The organism is Anaerospora sp. (assembly GCF_032013335.1).
GTDB lineage: Bacteria > Bacillota > Negativicutes > Sporomusales > DSM-15969 > Anaerospora.
The window spans coordinates 137,483-155,610 of record NZ_DALZUO010000007.1 but is presented as its reverse complement, the minus strand read 5'-3'; the positions used below and the strand labels follow the sequence as shown (position 1 = coordinate 155,610).

Here is an 18,128-nt window from a genome sequence, read left to right as displayed (position 1 = left end):
GTATGACCCCTCCTTACTAATATCTCAACCTGTCCCGTGACAGAGAGTATACGGTAGTGAGCTTTACTTACGACCTTTATTTATAAGCCAATTCATACAGAGCTCCCACAAGAGCCTTTACGCCTTCTCCCAAATCGTGAGGAGTTGTGTACTCCAGCGGCGAATGGCTGAGCCCTTTATGACTTGGCACAAACAGCATGGCAGTCGGTATTCTCGGCGCCATCACCTGGGAGTCATGTCCCGCCCCACTGTGCATCATTTTATAGCTCAAGCCATACTTTTCGCATTGCCTTTTTAGTACATCAACAATGCCTGCATCCATAGGTACCGGGGCAGCATCCATCCACATGTCAATGTCAATTTCAACCCCTGCCTTTGTTGCAGCTTCCCTCATTTTGGCAGTTACTTCATCACTAAAGCTAACCAAAACGTCTTTATGGGTATGGCGGATATCAAGTGTAAATAAAACCTTGCCTGGAACAACATTTACGATATTGGGTGTAGTTTCTAACTTGCCAACCGTAGCCACCAGGGGATCACCATAATGTTCAGCCAAATCCATAATGGTGCAAATCATGCGGCTGGCTGCTTTGAGTGCGTCTTTACGATAACCCATTGGTGTTGTACCTGCATGGTTGGCTTCACCGGTAAGTTCCACGGTAAAACGGCGCTGCCCGACAATATGCTGCACAACCCCAACTGATTTTTTCTCAGCCTCCAACACGCCCCCTTGCTCAACGTGAACCTCTAAAAAGGCTTTTATATCGCTGCGTTCGCCGCTTCCCTCCGTCCGGAAGCGAAAGCCCGCTTTACGCATAGCCTCCGTGAAAGGAATACCGTCAAAATCAACCATGTCTTCTACCTCTTCCCGCCTGGCAATACCGAGAAGGTTCTTTACGCCCCAGTAAACATACGGAAACCGGCTTCCTTCTTCCTCGGCCATCGAAACCACCTCAATGTTACGCAATGGTTGGCCAAACTCTTTTTTTAGAAATTCCAGGGCAATAATCCCCGCGATTATGCCATATTGACCGTCATATAACCCGCCGTTTTTTACTGTATCTACATGTGAACCGGTTAAAATCGTCTCTGCTTTATATGTGGATCCTTCTAACCGTCCAAATAAATTGCCGACGTCATCATAGTGAACAAGCAAGCCCGCTTGCTCCATGTATTTCTCTAGCGCCTGTTGCGCTTCTACCCACTCTGGCTTATAAAGAAATCGAGAGACTCCACCATTTGGGTCTTTGCCATATTGGCCTAGCCATTTTAAGAGCTTCTCGGTTTCCTGTCCAAAGTCAAACGTATTCATAACGTCCCTCCGTCACATCTGTAATTGTGAATGCTAACTCTATGCCTGCACCGTATTCTATTGCAGCAAATAGTACACTCCTGCCCATGCTTTGACCCCAATGTATTTCGCCTGCATTTTTTGTATATTAAGACAATTTTCCGTATTCAGTAAAATTCGCTTAAGCGCAAGTATTACAGGGAATGCTTCATGGCCAAAGATGTTGAAAAAACCGTAATTAATCTGTTTCTTTTGTATGATTTCTACATATTTAACTTAAATCTTTTGGCAGTTGAGGATAAAAATGTCATATATTTTTATCCTCTTGATGTAAAATTCTGCATTTTCAGACACAAGTGTCCCTAGCTGTTTGAGATGTTGAAACTTCTACGGACACAACGGATACTGAAAAAAACGACCAAAGCTCTGCTTGTACAAGAACCTTGGTCGTTTTACTATTTGATTAGCGGCTGCATCTGCCTGGTATGGTTAATCTAAGGTGTCGGAAGCAAAAGCGCTTTTCCCCTCATACCGGTTGTAATGGATGTCAGCGCTGACAAGATAATCATAGATTTCTTTGACAATAGGAATTCCATTGCGTTCATAGTCCTTGGCCTTCTTTTCTGAAGATTCGCCAGGAATCAGCACTTTATCAAAACCCAAAGCGGGCCGGAGATTATGAAGCTCGTCCACCATGCTATGCATATTGTTTTTGAATGTATGCAGAGAGGTAAAGTACTCGGGATTGATAACCAGATGAATTTGTCCGAGTTCACGTCCAGCGGAAAGATCGGCATACATGGAGCTTACATGCTTTCCAAAGGGAACGCCAAGCAAAGAGCCGCACAAAATGTCGACCATCATCATTAAGCCATAGCCCTTGGGACCGGCAATAGCCAGCAGACCGCCAACATCAAAGGGATTGGTGGTAGGTCGTCCTTCCCTGTCTACCGCCCAGGTATCAGGTATGGGATTGTTTTTGGCTCTGGCATCCAAAATCTTTCCCCAAGCTCCCACTGTAGTGGCCATATCAAATATAATCGGAGAACCCCCGGCAGAAGGAGCGGCAAATCCAATAGGATTCGTGCCAAAGTAGGGCTCTGCTGATCCATAAGGAACCACCATCGGATCAGACTGGCACATGGACATGGCAATCATATTTTCATCGGTGGCCATTCTGAGGAAATAAGAAAGAGTACCGCAGTGCCCCAGCTCCCGCATGCCGACAAAACCGATACCATTTTCCTTAGCCATTTTTATGGCTTCGAGCATACCGTTTTTTGCCACAACCATGCCAACTGCATTATCCCCTTCATAAATGCCTGTACAGGGTCCTGTTTTCCGAAAGGAGAAATTAGGTTTTGCATTACTGCCGCCCTTAGCAATCCGTTCCGAATAGTATTCCACCCGTACCGCTCCGTGGGAATGTACACCTCTGCTGTCTGCATAGCTCAGATGGTTGGCAACTTCCTGCGCATGATCCTCAGGTAAGCCAGCCTTCATTACCTTATTTTTAATCAATTGATGTAATTCTGCCTTATTTACCAGTACCATTTCCTGACTGCTCATAATCAATAACACACCCCTTTTATTTTACTATTCGTCTTATTTTCCGGATGTTTTACCTGTATTGTCCTCGCTTTTATTGTACTTTTCTTTTTTCTCTTTTTCATCAGCCAAACAGGATAATATGTCCAGCTTAATTTGTCCGTTCTAGACAAATATGCCTACAATCAAGCCACAATCCGCTGTCCCATAAAAAAATACCCTATAGAGTAGTTTGGTCAAAGCTACTCTACAGGGTATATGTTATTTAGTGCCTGATTGTGGCTTACGCTTAAGACAAAGGCGGAGTTGCTACCAGCCACTGCTGCTTTTGCTGTCCTTTGGGCAGCATATGAGCGTCAAACCACATGTAATAGAATTTCTCCACCGCATTGACCACATAGCCGTCCTGGTAATGATCGGCCGTATCATAGGGATCAGCGAGAATAATCACATCATCGGCGGTCGTCTCCGTTCCCATTGTGTCATAGCCGATAATGACCCGCCAGTGTCCGCCCCAGTCTATATTTTCGACCATTACCGGCGTATTGGCAGCCAAGTTGTGCAGTACGAAATTCTTAAAGTCATGGACGGTTGCAAAGGAACTTCCCGTCTTATCGGCACTAGTCAAACTAGAAGAAACGTTCCAGCCGATATTCTGAAAGAAGCGGACCATCCCTTTCGTATCAGTACCTACCTCCGGCTTCGTCCCCATGATCCTGGCGATAGCAAGCTCATCCCAGTCAGAGTTGTGATAATGAGCAAGTACCGTTAACGCTGCAGCCGGACCGCAGGTAATCTCAGTTGTCTGCTGGTAAGTCCGGTAATGGGGCAGCAGCGTCAATGTCCCGCTTGAGCGGAGGTTATAATAATCGACAGCCGTAAAATAAGGCGAATGAGCAACATTGCCAAGGCCGTTATAAGAAGATGCTCCTTCTTGATCCGTCACATATCCGGCAGGATAGGGAATAACTGGACTGCTGTTGTGGTCAGCCGCAAAAACCACATTGCCCATACTAACGCTGATCCCTACCAAAGCGCAAAGCAATAATTGACTAAGCCTGTTCCTCAATGCAACCAACTCCTTTAGCGAAAGTCATCACACCTGATATTTATTCTCATGAAGAGGAAAAAGTCCTGCTCCAATAATGGTGACAATCACTTTAATCTTAGCAGGCTTATATAGATCACTAGACAGAAAGAACTTTTTTACCATCCTTCAATAATTGCGTTAACGGGGTTCCCATCCCTTTGACATCAACACCCAGCTTCTTTAATAGCGGGGTAGCGCCAAACATGTCAGCACACGCTACACAGGCCTCAACATGGACTCCAACTTCCAGCATTTGCTGAATACGTCCCTGTATTTCTTCATCTTGAAGGACTAACTTTGTTGATGCTCCCCAAATGATCAAAGTAACATCTTCCCACCAGTTTCTAAGCTTTGCATTAAGCGTGTACATTAAGACCATACTGATCGCAGTTTCTCTGTCTCCAGTCGTCCATAGTACATAAAGCTCATCTGAATCGCTATTGGCTTCGCACATAGAATAGATCCCCTCCCAATAATGAATGAAACGAACACGCCCATTCAGATTACAGCTGACTAAAAATGGGACAAGGGGACAGGTCCCTCGTCCCAGATTAAAACGGCGTATTATCACCAATATAACAAGCTATTTGATGATCCAGATACAGCGCCTGCAGCTGGGCAAGCTTCTTATCCGTTACCTCGCCCTGATCACGGTAGGCGTAATCCTTGCCTAATTGGTTCCACTTGGTCATTCCCAGTTTATGAAATCTCAGGAGATTAAGTTCATATAAGTCGTGCTGCTTCATGAATGCAATCAATTGCCGGGCATTCTCCTCACTGTCATTGTAGCCCTCAATCACCGGCTGGCGGAGCACCAGTCTGCCCGGCCAGCCAAACTGGCGGAGCAGGGCAATATTAGCCAGGATACGATCGTTATATACACCGGTACCTGCTTTATGCTGCGCCCGGTCCATGTGCTTCACATCAATAAAAGCAAACTGAATGTACTGCATAATGGCCAAAAACACATCCGGCTGGGCATAGGCGCTTGTTTCAATCGCCGTGTCAATCTGCAATGCACGGCACTTCTGCAATAGGGCCAGCAGAAATTCCGGCTGCAGAAGCGGCTCTCCACCGGAAAAGGTTACTCCGCCGTCAGCGCCCCAATTATTGAAATCGCGGCGCAGGATAGCCGTAAGCTCCTCGACAGCAAGCTCTTTCCCACACTGCTTGAGCGCCTGATTAGGGCACAGTGCTACACAGTCAAAATTCTCACAGGTTCGGCAAATTTCCCAGGAAATGATTGGCTCCCTTTCAGCGGGAAACTGAATGGAACCGTGCGGACACGCGTTTTCACAGGCCCGGCAGCCCTTCTCCCATTTGCATACCTTGCCGGCAAATAACAGCTGCCTCTTCCTGGCCCAGCTTTCCGGGTTAGCACACCAGCTGCACTGCAGCGGGCAGCCTGCCATAAAGACCGTCGTCCGGCAGCCTGGTCCGTCGTGCACGGAAAAGCTCTGAATATCAAAAACCAGGCCTTTAGTACTCATCGAGTTAACAGGCCTGATAGCCCTGGCAGGCAAAAGCACCGCAGGTGGCATAGGCCCAGTTTTCTTTTTCCAGCCCTGTACAGGTCCCGATCCCATATTTGTCAGGGTTCAGGAAGTTTTTGCAGTTGCCGCATTTCTCGGCCTGCCGGAAGGCAGAACAGGCCGCACTGCCCTCGCCATCAATCGGTACAACCTGTTTATATAAGGCACACATACCTTTCTCACAATCGAGATTAATATAGTTCTTGCAGTCATAATGTCTCATCATACAACCTCCAGGCTATGCCTCATCATATTCGGTACGGAAAATGACTTCATCCTGAATCGGCTTGCCGATCTCACACCAGTACTGGGTAAACCCGGCCACCCGCACCATCAGGTCGCGATGCTGCTCGGGCACCTGCTGGGCAGCCCGCAGCGTATGGGAGTCAACCACATTGAACTGCACATGGAAGCCGCCCTTGCGCATATAGGCCCGGACAACCTCCAGCAGCTTTCTTGTGCCGTTAATACCCCGCACCGCACTGGGATGAAGCTTGAGATTCATCTGCGAATTCTGATGCATCGAGTGGTCATACACGGTAGCTGACTCAAAGATGGCATACAGACCATTCTTATCCGTACCTGCCGCTGCCGACAGCGAACCATCGGAATACGTCGTTCCCGCCAGTCTCCCATCAGCCGTCGCCAGCGTGATAAAGCCCTGCGGTCCATGGGTCGATACGGAAATCTGACACAAATACAGCGGTTTGCCATAATAGGACTGATAGGATTTCACCATATCGGCCATATAGTACTCATATTCTCTTAAAATCCCATCAGCATAGGGATCAGCATTGCCGTATTTGGGAGCCTGCAGGCTTGCAGCAAAGATGGCTGCATATTTCCCGCTATTGTCCGTATTCTCCCGGAAATCAGGCGAGAAAACACCCGTATCATAAGCTGTTTTAAAGCCGAAGTTTTGCAGCAGGGCCTCCGTCATTTCTTCTATCGTAAATCGCTTGTCGTCAAAGACATTCTTCTTAAGCGAGCTTAAAGAGTTGATCAGCGTAATGGTGCCGCAGGATTCGAAGTTAATCGACGCGTTATAGCGGGCGCCCATTGTGCCAAGGTGCCTGCCTTTAGTGAAGCAATCGGGCTTCAATAAAGAGTTTACTACCGGCATACAATGCTTGCGCCAGATATCCATCTGAATGTTGTTGCACCGGTTCACCACGTCGGTAGTAAGCTCCAGATATTCCTTCCACTGGCTCAGCACAGCTTCATACGAGTCAAGCCGCTTATGATGAGCTGGAAATACCTGCTTGCCTGTGCGCTTATCCGTTCCATTGGTTAACACCAGCTCCAGCACCTTCGGCAGAGCAATAAAATGCACGCCGGTGCCGCAGGTCGGCGATGCTCCGCCGGGAATCATTGTCACCTTGCCGTCATATTCAAGCGGCTGGAAGCAGCCGGGAGCCGATTCCAGACAGCCGCCCAGACACCAGGCCCGGGCATCGATGAGATCCATCCCCTCCGGTCCATAGTTGCGCAGCATGAAGTTCATGCCCGCCTGGTTATTCATCCACGCCGGATAGCCCAGGCCCAGCTTGGTACAGGCAGCAGCCTTCATCAGGAAATCTTCCGGTGTCCGTTCATCATAGAGCACACTCAAGGTAGGCTGCGGCGTCTGGTTGCGCATGCCTGCTTCAATAATCAAATATTCCAGAGGAGTGACGGCAGATAAGCCATCGTGATTCAAGCCGCCCAGAGAAAGGTTGTTGAAAGTGTTGCCTGACAGCACACCGCCCGAAACCCCGGCTGAAGCAAAGCACTCAATACAGCTGATCTTAATCCGGTACAGCTCCAGCAGCTCAATGACCTCTTCGTCGGTCATTACCCCTTCGCGGATATCCTTCTCATAATAAGGCTGCAGGATCTGGCCGAGTCGGCCAATCGACAGACCGGACATGGCATCTTCGTTGGTCACACCCAAATGACAGCACAACGTCATCTGGATAGCTTCCCAGAAGCTGGCCGGTTTGTGATGAGCCACCTTCTGCATCACGTCAGCAACCTTTTCATAGTTAGCCTTCAGAGCGATATCTGTTTCAATCGTCGCTAAATACGCTGCCTGCCGGGAATAGTTCTCGCACCAGGCGCTTAAGCCTTTGGTCATTTCCTTCATCGCCACATAATAGTAGGCCCGGCTCATGCCAAAATCGCCATCGCCACCCGCTTCACCCATCAGTTCGGCAATCTTTTCGTCACACAATTCGATAATGCGGTCAAAGCCATACTGAAGCGGCAGGTAATAGTTGGCCACTTCCCGGCCTTGCGTAATCGCAAAGGAGTCAAACATGCAGACAACGCTGTCCATGATATTGCGAAACTGGCCGTAGCCAGGCGTCATGCGCGAATATTTATCGCTCAGTTCCTCTACCGAAATTCCCGCCCACGGCCGCGAGGTCTTCACCAGCACAGGAATATCTTCTTTTCTCATGCCAAACTTCTTGGCAATGGACACCACTTCACCGTAGCTTTGCGTGACATTACCGCCTCCAGCGCCAACCACGCTGACCGCATCGGCCTCACTCTCAGCAGGAGCATCCACCTCTGCCATTAACGATTCGGCCTGGGCATTAAAAAAGCTGGCCGTCGTCCAGGGAAAGGGAAAACCGCCCCGGATATTTTTCGTCTTATTCATTACCAGCTTCTCATAAGGCTGGATCGTCGGTGTCATATGTGCCAGGCAGGCTGCCATAGCCTTAGCCCGTCGTACCTCAGTGACCTCACCTTCATTCTCCCACCATGTCCGGTTGTACCAGTAAGGAGCTTCCATATCTGCCGTAACCTTTAAGGTATAATACGTCTCCATGAGCCGCTTCGAGCTCTCCTTGGCTTCGGGAATATCGCTTTCGGCAAGCATATCCACTTTGCTCATGGCAATGCCGCGCTGCTTTAAGATGTCCTGCAGCTTGCTCTCGTTTGCCTTCATTGCACTTACCTCCTTAACGCCTATCTCCACTCTGCCGTACGTAAACAGGAAACTCTCAGTAGAGTTTTCTAGATAAGCCATACCTAAATTATATACCACACTGACGGACAAACAAGAGTAGGAGATGATGTTTTGACAAAAACATCATCTCCTACTCTCTCTTCCATGCTTTAGTTTTGCTTATGGCTGCTTAAAACAAGAACTCAATTTGGGCACGGCTCCATTCACCAAAAACGGATTTAGCACCAGTCACAGGATTTTTCGAATCAAAGGAACGAGCCAATTTGAGCATTACATTTTTAGCCAGGGTGTTTTCAAATGTAACATCCCAGGATTCAATCCCTGCCTTTGGAAACAGAGCTGTTGCGTTGTAGTCACCCCAGCCTAAAGACGCACGGGCAAAAGCTTTGCCGTAATCCAGGTGCATGCCCCAGCTGCCGGGTTGATTCATTACGGCACCCCGGTAGCTCAACCGGTACTGTACATTCGTGTTATACTGATCAAATTCGGTGTTTTTTACATAATCTGCACGGAAAAGCAAATTCGGCATTGCCATGGTCGACAGTCCAACTCCGTAGAGGCTTGCTACCGCAGGACCGGCAGTGTTCTTCAGACCAAAACCCTGTACAGTAGTCGCTTGGCTAAGCTTGTACGAAGCTTTAACCCAAGCGGCATCCTTGAAATAGAGCGCACCATAGTCCGCATTGGCTGCCGGAGCTGCAGGAATATCTGCATAAGATTTTTGATAGTTACTCAGAGGATTGCTAAAATCAGCCGCACCAAGCTCAACTTTCACTTGATTACCAAAGCCAAGCTTGACTCCATCAATACCTTGCAGCGCTGCAATAAAACCTGAAGCGCCAAAAGCTTGAACCATTCGGCCGCCAGTTAATGTTACTCCTGCTTGCCCCAGGAAATTGCGTACGCTCAGTTCACCCTGTACAAGGTTATTGCCTTCATTACTATTAGGAGAAGTGGTAGTTTGCGAAGGATTGCCGAAAGATTCCTGGCGCAGTACATACCATTTAAAGTTGGCTGAAATATCTTCGTTTACTTTGGCTGCTGCCATGAGCATAAAATTGTTTTGAGTTACTCCGTCTCTGAAATGACTACTGGAACCGGAGGCTTTGTCCCATTTGACCCAGCGAACAGTATCGCTGCCGCTAAAACTAATCTTGTCTTCCACTTTGCTTACACGCTGATCAATTCTATTGACCTTCGCGTCTAACTTATCAAGCTCACTATTGAACTCAGCAGCAAGCTTGTTAATCAGCGCTTTGGTTTCGGCATTTGCTTTGTCCTCTTTCGTCATTGCGTTCGCTATTATTTGTGCCATTTCATAACGGGTCATCGTTCTGTCGCCCCGGAAAGTGCCTTCATCATAGCCGGTGACGATGCCGGATTTGGCTAATTGAGCAACAGCATCGTAGGCCCAGTGTTTTGCCGGAACGTCACTAAAGGAACTGGGTTGGGGCGCAGCCAACGCGCTCATTGAAGTGCTTACCAGTGTTGCCGCCAAAGTTAATAAACAAACCATTTTCTTCATATTTTCTTCCCCCCAAAAAAATTATTCATAACTTTCATTTAGATGATAGCAGGTGTAAAAATTCCTTGTTTGACCAATAGGGCACACCCGTAATGCTATACCTCCATACAACCAACAACTTCAGGAATAATTAGGGTTGCCTCCGTCTGAAGCTGAATATCCTGCACCGATACACCAGGCGCCAATTCCCGCAGAACGATCCCCTGCTGAGTGACCTCCATGACTCCCAGTTCTGTCACAATCCAATCCGCTTCATTAGCGGCAGTCAGCGGCAAGCTGCACTTCTTGAGAATCTTTGGCGCTCCTTTTTTTGTAGCATGTTCCATCGCAATAATTACGGTGCGGGCTCCCGCAACCAAATCCATGGCTCCCCCCATGCCGGGAATCATTTTCCCCGGTACCATCCAGTTAGCCAGATTGCCGCTTTCATCCACCTCAAGTGCTCCCAGCACAGTAGCTGCCAGATGTCCCCCCCGGATAAGAGCGAAGGACTGGGCACTGTCGAAACAAACTGCCCCCGGCACCATCGTCACCGGCGCACCGCCCGCATTGACGACATCTTTTTCCGGCCTGCCCCCTTGCAGCGCAGGACCGAGACCAACAAAACCATTTTCCGAATGCAGCATGATACCGCTGTCTGCCGGTATATAGTTGGCAACCGCCGTCGGCATGCCAATCCCCAGATTAACCAGATCCCCTGCCTTGAAGAAACGGGCAACTCTCCTGGCAATCAACTCCCGTGGATTTACCATATCTTATCCCCCTGAATCAGCATATCGACACAGGCACCTGGCGTCATAACCTGATCCGGGTCCAGGCTGCCTACCTCCAAAATTTCTTCTGCCTCTGCAATAACAACATCTGCTGCCATAGCCATCAACGGATTAAAATTCCGCGCCGCGCGATGGTAGACCAAGTTGCCATATTTGTCAGCTTTCCAGGCCTTAATAAGCGCAATATCTGCTTTGAGCGGCAACTCCAGCAGGTAGGTTTTACCTCCGGAAACAATTTGTTCTTTCCCTTCCGCCACAACCGTTCCCACCCCGGTTGGCGTCAATACTCCCCCTAAACCGGCTCCTCCACAGCGAATCCGCTCAGCCAAAGTTCCCTGGGGTATTAGCTCGACCTTTAATTCACCTGCATGCATCTGCCGACCCGTTTCCGGGTTTGTCCCAATATGGGACACGATGACGCGGGCGGGCTGCCCGTTAACTACCAATTTGCCGATGCCTTTATCCGGAAAAGCGGTGTCGTTAGCAATAATGGTCAAATTCTTTACTTTCTGTTCAATAAGAATATCCACCAGCGCTTCTGGCGTTCCCGTATTCAAAAAGCCGCCAATCATGATGACCTGGCCGTCTTTTAGTCTCGCAAGCACGTCATCCTTTGCTGCCAATTTGTTCATAACCGAGTCCCCCTAGTTTTCCAGTCCCGTTTTACCATATTTGATGCTTAGCCGCCGCATCACGCAGTTCTTTGCGGAAGTCCGGGTGAGCTATTGCAATCAAGTTATCTACTCTTTGCCTGATTGTTCTGGCTTTCATCGGTGCAATGCCAAACTCGGTAACGATATAGTCGATATTGTTGCGCGACAGCGTTACTACTGCACCTGGTGTCAGCCAAGGCTGGATCGTGGACACCGTTCCGTTCTTCGCCGTAGAGTTCAGAGCAATGATCGATCTGCCGTTCTTAGCGTGAATTGCACCTTCTGCCGTATCGTTCTGCCCGCCGGACCCACTCCAGGTTTTTAGACCGATGCTTTCTGAGCAAATTTGTCCGGTCAAATCAACTTGTATCGCGGTATTAATTGATACCATATTGTCGTTTTGGGCAATGACAAACGGGTTATTTACGTACTCACCCCGCATAATTTGCACTGCAGGATTACCGTCCATGAAATCGTACAGCCTTTGCGTTCCCAGGGCGAAACACCCGATGATTTTGCCTTTATGCAGGCTTTTTTTCCTGCCTGTGACAACCCCCGCCTCAGCTAAGTCAGCCATGCTGCTTGTAATCATTTCCGTATGGATGCCAAGGTCTCTTTTACTCATAAAAGCCGACGCCACCGCATTAGGAATGCCTCCGATTCCCAATTGAATGGTATCTCCATCATGAACAAGACTGGCGACATATTCGGCAATCGTTCTATCTTTCTCGGTGGTCTCCGCTGGCGCAAGAATCGGCACCGGCCGGTCCACCTCCACAAAATAGTCGATCTCGTCAATATGCAGCTCCGTGTCCCCGCCTACATCCGGCAGCCGGCTGTTAACCTCCATAATGACCAAATCAGCATTTTCGATTGCTTTTTTATCGTACATGGTGCTTAACGACAATTTTACGTAACCGTGCTTATCCATCGGCGTTACTGTGCCGATATAGACATTTGCAGGCTTGACCTCTGCCTTACGCACCATACAATTATGGAGATGAGTTGGTTGGTAGCTTACCGTGCCAAGCCGGTGAGCCTCTCTTGCCCCGGCACTATAAAACATGGAGTTAGTGGTAAAATGACCTTTCATTTCCGGATTGGTAAAGAACTCATATTTACCTATCCCCAGAGAGTTCCAAACAACAACATCCTCAACCCGGTCCTTAATGGTATGAAGCTCACTTAAAATACCCATGGGCTCAACCCCGCAAAAACCTGCGACAATTTCGTCACCTGACTGAATCAACGCTAACGCTTGTTCGATTGTAACTTTTTTTGCATTATATTTGTCCTGGTACAGATTAGCCATTGATAACCTCCAGCAATTCAATTCCTACTATCTTGCTAATACACGTTTCACTTTCATAATGCTTTGTGCTTGCATCCATACTGGCACTAACGCCTGCCTTTTATCTTGTTAACCGAAATACTCATAGCAAAATTTACAAATGCAAGCTTTCCCGACAATTATGATTTTCACAGTCAGCCCTAACAACCCATTTCTTTTTCCTTGGCCCGGGAATTGTTAAAGTCGGCTACCACATATCTGCTTCCTGCAAGATAAAAGAGGATACTGATCAAACTGACGCCTGCCGCAACAAGGAATCCCATCTGAAGATTAGATGCTGCCGAGACAAAGCCAGTCAACATTGGTCCCCACAAACCGCCAAGAATATAGAGGGTAAGAACATAACCGCCGTAAGCTGTTGCCCGGTTAAACAGCGGCACAATTTCCTGAGTAGTGGCTACCTGAGCGGAAGGAATACAAAATGTGAAAAACATCGCTAATGCAAGCAGCGGGATACTTAGCAGCATCACACCGGCAACACATGTTAGGCAAGAGAGCAGTTGCATAATTGCACAGAAGTACATTCTGCCCCGCAAGTCTTTCTCTGACCAACGGTCTGAAAGCCAGCCGCTCAGCGGATAGGAAATGAAACCTACGAACATCATATACCCGTTAATCGTGCCGGCCTGGGCCGGAGTCATGCCCATGAAGCGTACAAATAATGATGACGTCCAATACAGCTGCGTCTGTAATAATACGGCACCCAGCCCGCAGGCAAAGTACATGCAAACAAGCGATTTATTCGTCAAAACACCCTTAAATGCGCCGTAAAAGCTCAATGCAGCTGCATCTTTTTCCCTGGAAATATTCTCATAATCAGGCATAAACCAAGCCATAACCCCTAAGACTATTCCCGGAATACCAACCGCATAAAAAGCAGTCTGCCAACCATAACTGGTGGCAACGATTCCGCCAGCCATAAGCCCCAGTGCCGCCCCGGCAGTCATCGAGGTATTCCAGATTCCGATCATCATGGCCCGCTTTGTTCTGCTAAACATAGCACTGATTAAAGCTGCGCCACCTGATGAAAAACCGGCTTCCCCGATACCAACAGCCGCACGCGAAGCAAGGATCTGAGGAAATGTCGTACTGAGCCCGGTGCCCACCGACGCTATACTCCAGGCAACAGCCACCAGGGATAAGGTTTTTGACCTTCTCCAGCGATCAATAAATGCCGCCAGGGGCATCGATAAAATACAAATTCCCGCAAGTACAACGCTGCTCAGCATGCCTAATTGCGGATCAGTCAGCCCTAAATCCTTTTTCAAATACGGGAACAAGGGGCCAATGACCAAGCGGGCGGCGTAATCAAATAAGTAGAGGAAATACAGGACGAACATGGTATACCATATTTTCCAGGTTGGCAGCTTGAGAAGAACGTCGTCTTCGACGGGTTTCTCAAGCAAATTCACGGTGGATTTCAACTCTGTCTGTGTACTCATAAGCATCCTCCTTATACCAATTTAATCATTTTTCTACTGACATTCCATCTTGAAAACACCGGCCGCACCCATGCCGCCGCCAATACACATCGTGATCAGGGCGTGTTTTCCTCCGGTGCGCTTTAGTTCGGAAAGAGCCTTGCATGTCAGTACCGCCCCGGTAGCCCCCATGGGATGCCCCAGAGCCATCGCCCCCCCATTCGGATTTACCTTCTCCACCGGCAGCTTCAGTTCGCGGATACAGGCCAGCGCTTGTGCGGCAAATGCCTCATTGAGCTCGATAACATCCATGTCGTTCACAGTCATCCCAATTTGCTTCATAACCTTAGGGACTGCTTCAATCGGGCCCAGGCCCATGACTTCAGCCGCCACGCCGCTTACGGCAAAACCCAAAAACCGGGCAACAGGGGCGATGCCCAGAGCCTGCGCTTTTTCCCGCGACATCAGTACAACAAAGCCTGCCCCGTCCGTCATTTGCGATGAAGTCGCCGCGGTCACTACACCGTCTTCTTTGAAGCAAGGCTTCAGGGCAGCCAGGCTTTCCATAGTGGTTCCTGCCCGCACTCCCTCATCAGCAGAGACCACTAGGGGACCATTCCCGGACTCAACGGTAATGGGTATAATCTCATCTTTGAATTTATCTGCTGCCTGGGCGGCGGCAGCCTTCCGGTGGCTGTCTACGGCCATCGCTTCCATTTCGGGCCGGGTAATCCCGCAGCGTGCTGCTACGTTTTCGGCAGTCATTCCCATGGAAAGATAAGTGCCCGGGATTTGCTCTGTCAGCCTTACATCCTGATACTCTTGTGGCTGCCCCATGATCATATCAGTCATCCTTTCCACCCCTCCGGCAACTACCACGTCCATCTGACCGGCCATGATGGCGTTGGCCGCGATAGCGATAGCCTGTAGTCCGGACGAACAGAACCGGTTGACCGTTTGCCCCGGCACAGTATCGGGCAATCCAGCCCGCTGGGCAATGAGGCGGCCTACATTAAAGCCGGTAACCCGCTCAGGCACAGCGCAGCCCACAATTACGTCCTCAATCAGTGCGGCATCAAGGTTAGGAACCCGTCTCAGCACGCCCGCCAGCGCCTGCGCTGCATATTCTACCGGGTGCATTTTCACAAAGGCGCCTTTAAATGCTCTGGCTAACGGTGTTCGTCCATAGGCCACCACTACTGCATCTCTTGCGTGATTCATATCTGCTTCCTCCTGTGAACTTAATCACCACTACTGTTTAGCGTACCAGCTGCCTGATACCCAACATCTCCCGGGCTTCAGCGGAATTGGCTATCTCCTTGCCGAACTCCTTAACGACCCGGACAGCACGTTCCACCAGCATCACATTGGTCGCTTTAACGCCTTTGGCAAACATTACGTTATCTTCCAGGCCAACCCGGATACCATCGGCACCCAGGGCGAGAGCGGCAAACATAATGGGCAAGTGATCTTTTCCGATGCCGAAAGCGGACCATTTGGAACCCGCCGGCATGTGTCTGACCAGGTATTGAAGGTTATCTACGGTAGACTCCATACCGCCCAGAACGCCTAAGACGAACTGGCAGTAAAGCGGCGCGTCCAGAACGCCGGTTTTCAGATAGTGCTTGGCATTGCCCAGCATCCCCATATCGAAAATCTCAATCTCGGCCTTCACATCGTTTTCCCGGTAGCACTTTGCCAGCTCTACCAGAAACTGCGGACTATTTTCAAATATTCCATCGGTCCCCCAGTTAAAAGTACCTGCGTCATAGGAGCCCATTTCAATCTCCCGAATGGACTTGAAATGGACCATTCGCTCTTGTGAAGTAATCGGGTGTCTGGTTCCCGAAGATGTGCAGCAAATCACCACATCGCAATCTTTATGAGCCCGCAGCAGGTCGATGCTTTTTTTGAACAGGGCTTCCTCCATGGAGCCCTTGCCATTGTCGTCTCGCATGTGCAGATGCACGATTGCCGCGCCAGCCTTCCAGCAGTTGTAGGCGTCCTCGGCTATTTCTTCAGGCGTCATGGGAATATACTCGTTGATATCCTTGGGGGTAACGGCTCCGGTCAGGGCAGCAGTGATAAAAACTTTATTTGTCATAATCATCGTTCCTTTCTAAATCTGATTGGTGTTGCCTCAACGCAGCCCGCCAGTTATCTTGATGCACTGGCCGGTGATGTATGCTGCCTCGTCGCTAGCCAGGAAAGCAGCGAGATTGGCTACTTCTTCCGGCTCGCCCACCCGGTGCATAGGGATGCTCTTTAAGAATGCCTCCATCTGTTTTTCGGGAACAGACTTAATGATCTCGGTATTGATCAAGCCAGGGGCAATGCAGTTCACCGTGACATAATTTGGCGCCAGTTCCAAGGCCAAGGTCTTTGTCATGCCAATAATCCCTGCCTTGGCGGCAGAGTAATTCGCCTGACCGACATTGCCCCCGGCAGCTAAGGATGACAAAGAAATGATACGCCCCCACCCCTGCTCCCGCATTGGGCCGATCACCTGTTGTGCACAGTAAAACGCTCCGTTCAGGCTAACCTGTACCACAGGATCAAACTGCTCCACCGTCATCTTGTGAGACATCGAGTCCCGGGTGATGCCCGCATTATTGATGAGGATATCTACACGGCCGAAGCGCGCCAGGATCTGGTGGAAGGCCTCTTCGACGGACCGGTGATCCGCCACATTGCAAACAACCGCCATGGTACGTGTTCCGGCTGGGTCAAGCCGGGTGGCAGCTGCCTGCAACCCCTCCCGGTTCAGGTCCAGCAAGGCAACGCCTTCTGCCCCATCCTGTAGAAATCGCTGTGCCATGGCAGCTCCCAGCCCCTGAGCGGCCCCGGTAACGGCCACAAATTTCCCGTTGAAGTCATACATACAGTGCTTCTCCTTATTCCTTGTTTGTGATGTAAGCTAGATAGCAGCGAATCTCGATAGATAGCTAAAATCATGGAGTCTTCCGCTTTTCTCCTCTTCTTTAATTAATTCTACGACCTTGTCATTGTAGGGTGTGGAAATACCCGCTTCGCGTCCCTTTTTGCAAACAACGCCGTTAATACAATCAATTTCGGTTTTTCTGCCTTTTTCCAAGTCCTGCAGCATGCTCCCTTTCTGCGCTCCCTGGTTATCCCATAAGCGCCGGAAGAGCTCAATCTTTTGAGGAATTTCGGCATCTGATTTTAACTCGAATTGCTCGAAGCTTTCGCCTAATACTTCCACCATGCGATATCCTTGGGCATGACAGGCTTTCACTGTCTCGTCGGCAATATGGACAACGCATTCCATGGCCTTAGGACTAGCCAAAACATCACCGAAGGTACAGTTGAGCGCCGCAGACAAGCCGCTGAAGGTTGCATTCATCAGCAGTTTTGTCCAACGGACCTCCATCAAATTTGGTATAACTTCTGCTTTGCCAATCTTCTCGAGAATTTCTTGTACTTGCTGCATACGCGGCCGCAAGGCCCCATCCATTTCACCAATTGTGAATGCGAATTTGCGCGTGTTTTCATAAGGTGATGTCAACCTGGAAACGCCTGGCTTTTCCCACGTCGCACCAAACATCACCGCCCCGCCTATCGTTCTGTCTTTGCCGACATAGGCCGCAACTGACTCTTCCGGAATCCCGTTTTGCAGCGTGCAGACAATGCTGTCTTTATGCAGATGGGGTAGGAATTGGGTTAATGCTGTCTCGTTATTCGTTTGCTTTGTTAACAACAAGACAAGATCGTAACAGCCTTCCAGTTGGTCGGGCGTCAAAGCCCGCACAGGCACGTTCAGCTCTAAAAAACCAGTAACCGTGGCCCCGTTAGCATTAAGGGCATCCACATTTTCTTTGTAACTGTCAACCAAATCAACCGGATAACCATTTTTTGCAATTAAAGCACCGATGATAATACCAAGTGCGCCTGCCCCTAAGATAGCCGTACGCATTGAAGCCACCTCCAAATTTTTTTGCATAAAAAGCTCCTCTCTTTCCTGAATTCA

Annotated in this window: 16 protein-coding genes; all 16 read right to left on the bottom strand. The window is 49.2% G+C overall.

The genetic code is table 11. The features are described from left to right. Positions 1–76: 76 nt before the first annotated feature. The 16 genes from allC to RTR76_RS08405 all read right to left on the bottom strand — a co-directional run bounded on the left by allC (position 77) and on the right by RTR76_RS08405 (position 18,074). Positions 77–1,312: an allantoate deiminase gene (gene allC / locus RTR76_RS08480; RefSeq protein WP_312519189.1), complete on the bottom strand. Its 1,236-nt coding sequence runs from the start codon at positions 1,310–1,312 to the stop codon at positions 77–79. A gap of 468 nt (positions 1,313–1,780) precedes the next feature. Beyond that, the gene (gene allD / locus RTR76_RS08475) at positions 1,781–2,860 is read right to left on the bottom strand and encodes an ureidoglycolate dehydrogenase (RefSeq protein WP_312519186.1); all 1,080 of its coding nucleotides are present in this window, start codon (positions 2,858–2,860) and stop codon (positions 1,781–1,783) included. 268 nt (positions 2,861–3,128) lie between these two features. Beyond that, on the bottom strand, positions 3,129–3,908 hold the full coding sequence (locus RTR76_RS08470) for a C39 family peptidase (protein ID WP_312519182.1): 780 nt from the start codon (positions 3,906–3,908) through the stop codon (positions 3,129–3,131). A gap of 118 nt (positions 3,909–4,026) precedes the next feature. Next, positions 4,027–4,383, bottom strand: a complete 357-nt coding sequence (locus RTR76_RS08465) for a DsrE family protein (RefSeq protein WP_132080320.1) — start codon at positions 4,381–4,383, stop codon at positions 4,027–4,029. A gap of 97 nt (positions 4,384–4,480) precedes the next feature. Next, on the bottom strand, positions 4,481–5,419 hold the full coding sequence (gene hpdA, locus RTR76_RS08460; RefSeq protein ID WP_312519180.1) for a 4-hydroxyphenylacetate decarboxylase activase: 939 nt from the start codon (positions 5,417–5,419) through the stop codon (positions 4,481–4,483). Between the two features lie 4 nt (positions 5,420–5,423). Further along, positions 5,424–5,687 carry a 4-hydroxyphenylacetate decarboxylase small subunit gene (gene hpdC / locus RTR76_RS08455; protein WP_312519178.1) on the bottom strand — a complete coding sequence of 88 codons (264 nt, stop codon included), beginning with the start codon at positions 5,685–5,687 and terminating at the stop codon, positions 5,424–5,426. A gap of 12 nt (positions 5,688–5,699) precedes the next feature. Beyond that, positions 5,700–8,396 carry a 4-hydroxyphenylacetate decarboxylase large subunit gene (gene hpdB / locus RTR76_RS08450; protein ID WP_312519176.1) on the bottom strand — a complete coding sequence of 899 codons (2,697 nt, stop codon included), beginning with the start codon at positions 8,394–8,396 and terminating at the stop codon, positions 5,700–5,702. A gap of 190 nt (positions 8,397–8,586) precedes the next feature. Continuing rightward, the gene (locus RTR76_RS08445; protein ID WP_312519174.1) at positions 8,587–9,942 is read right to left on the bottom strand and encodes an S-layer homology domain-containing protein; all 1,356 of its coding nucleotides are present in this window, start codon (positions 9,940–9,942) and stop codon (positions 8,587–8,589) included. Positions 9,943–10,037: 95 nt separating this feature from the next. Continuing rightward, on the bottom strand, positions 10,038–10,694 hold the full coding sequence (locus RTR76_RS08440) for a 3-oxoacid CoA-transferase subunit B (RefSeq protein WP_312519171.1): 657 nt from the start codon (positions 10,692–10,694) through the stop codon (positions 10,038–10,040). Then, positions 10,688–11,347, bottom strand: a complete 660-nt coding sequence (gene atoD, locus RTR76_RS08435) for an acetate CoA-transferase subunit alpha (protein ID WP_312519168.1) — start codon at positions 11,345–11,347, stop codon at positions 10,688–10,690. Before atoD ends, RTR76_RS08440 begins: the two co-directional genes overlap by 7 nt. A gap of 31 nt (positions 11,348–11,378) precedes the next feature. Next, positions 11,379–12,680, bottom strand: coding sequence for an acetyl-CoA hydrolase/transferase C-terminal domain-containing protein (locus tag RTR76_RS08430; protein ID WP_312519166.1), 1,302 nt, complete (start codon positions 12,678–12,680; stop codon positions 11,379–11,381). A gap of 179 nt (positions 12,681–12,859) precedes the next feature. After that, entirely contained in the window at positions 12,860–14,161 is a 1,302-nt protein-coding gene (locus RTR76_RS08425) for an MFS transporter (protein ID WP_312519163.1), read from the bottom strand. A gap of 33 nt (positions 14,162–14,194) precedes the next feature. Further along, positions 14,195–15,361: a thiolase family protein gene (locus RTR76_RS08420; RefSeq protein ID WP_312519161.1), complete on the bottom strand. Its 1,167-nt coding sequence runs from the start codon at positions 15,359–15,361 to the stop codon at positions 14,195–14,197. A gap of 37 nt (positions 15,362–15,398) precedes the next feature. Next, positions 15,399–16,244: a 3-keto-5-aminohexanoate cleavage protein gene (locus tag RTR76_RS08415; RefSeq protein ID WP_312519158.1), complete on the bottom strand. Its 846-nt coding sequence runs from the start codon at positions 16,242–16,244 to the stop codon at positions 15,399–15,401. Between the two features lie 36 nt (positions 16,245–16,280). After that, positions 16,281–17,021: a 3-oxoacyl-ACP reductase FabG gene (gene fabG / locus RTR76_RS08410; RefSeq protein WP_312519155.1), complete on the bottom strand. Its 741-nt coding sequence runs from the start codon at positions 17,019–17,021 to the stop codon at positions 16,281–16,283. A gap of 36 nt (positions 17,022–17,057) precedes the next feature. Further along, entirely contained in the window at positions 17,058–18,074 is a 1,017-nt protein-coding gene (locus RTR76_RS08405; RefSeq protein WP_312519153.1) for a 2-dehydropantoate 2-reductase, read from the bottom strand. Positions 18,075–18,128: the final 54 nt, after the last annotated feature.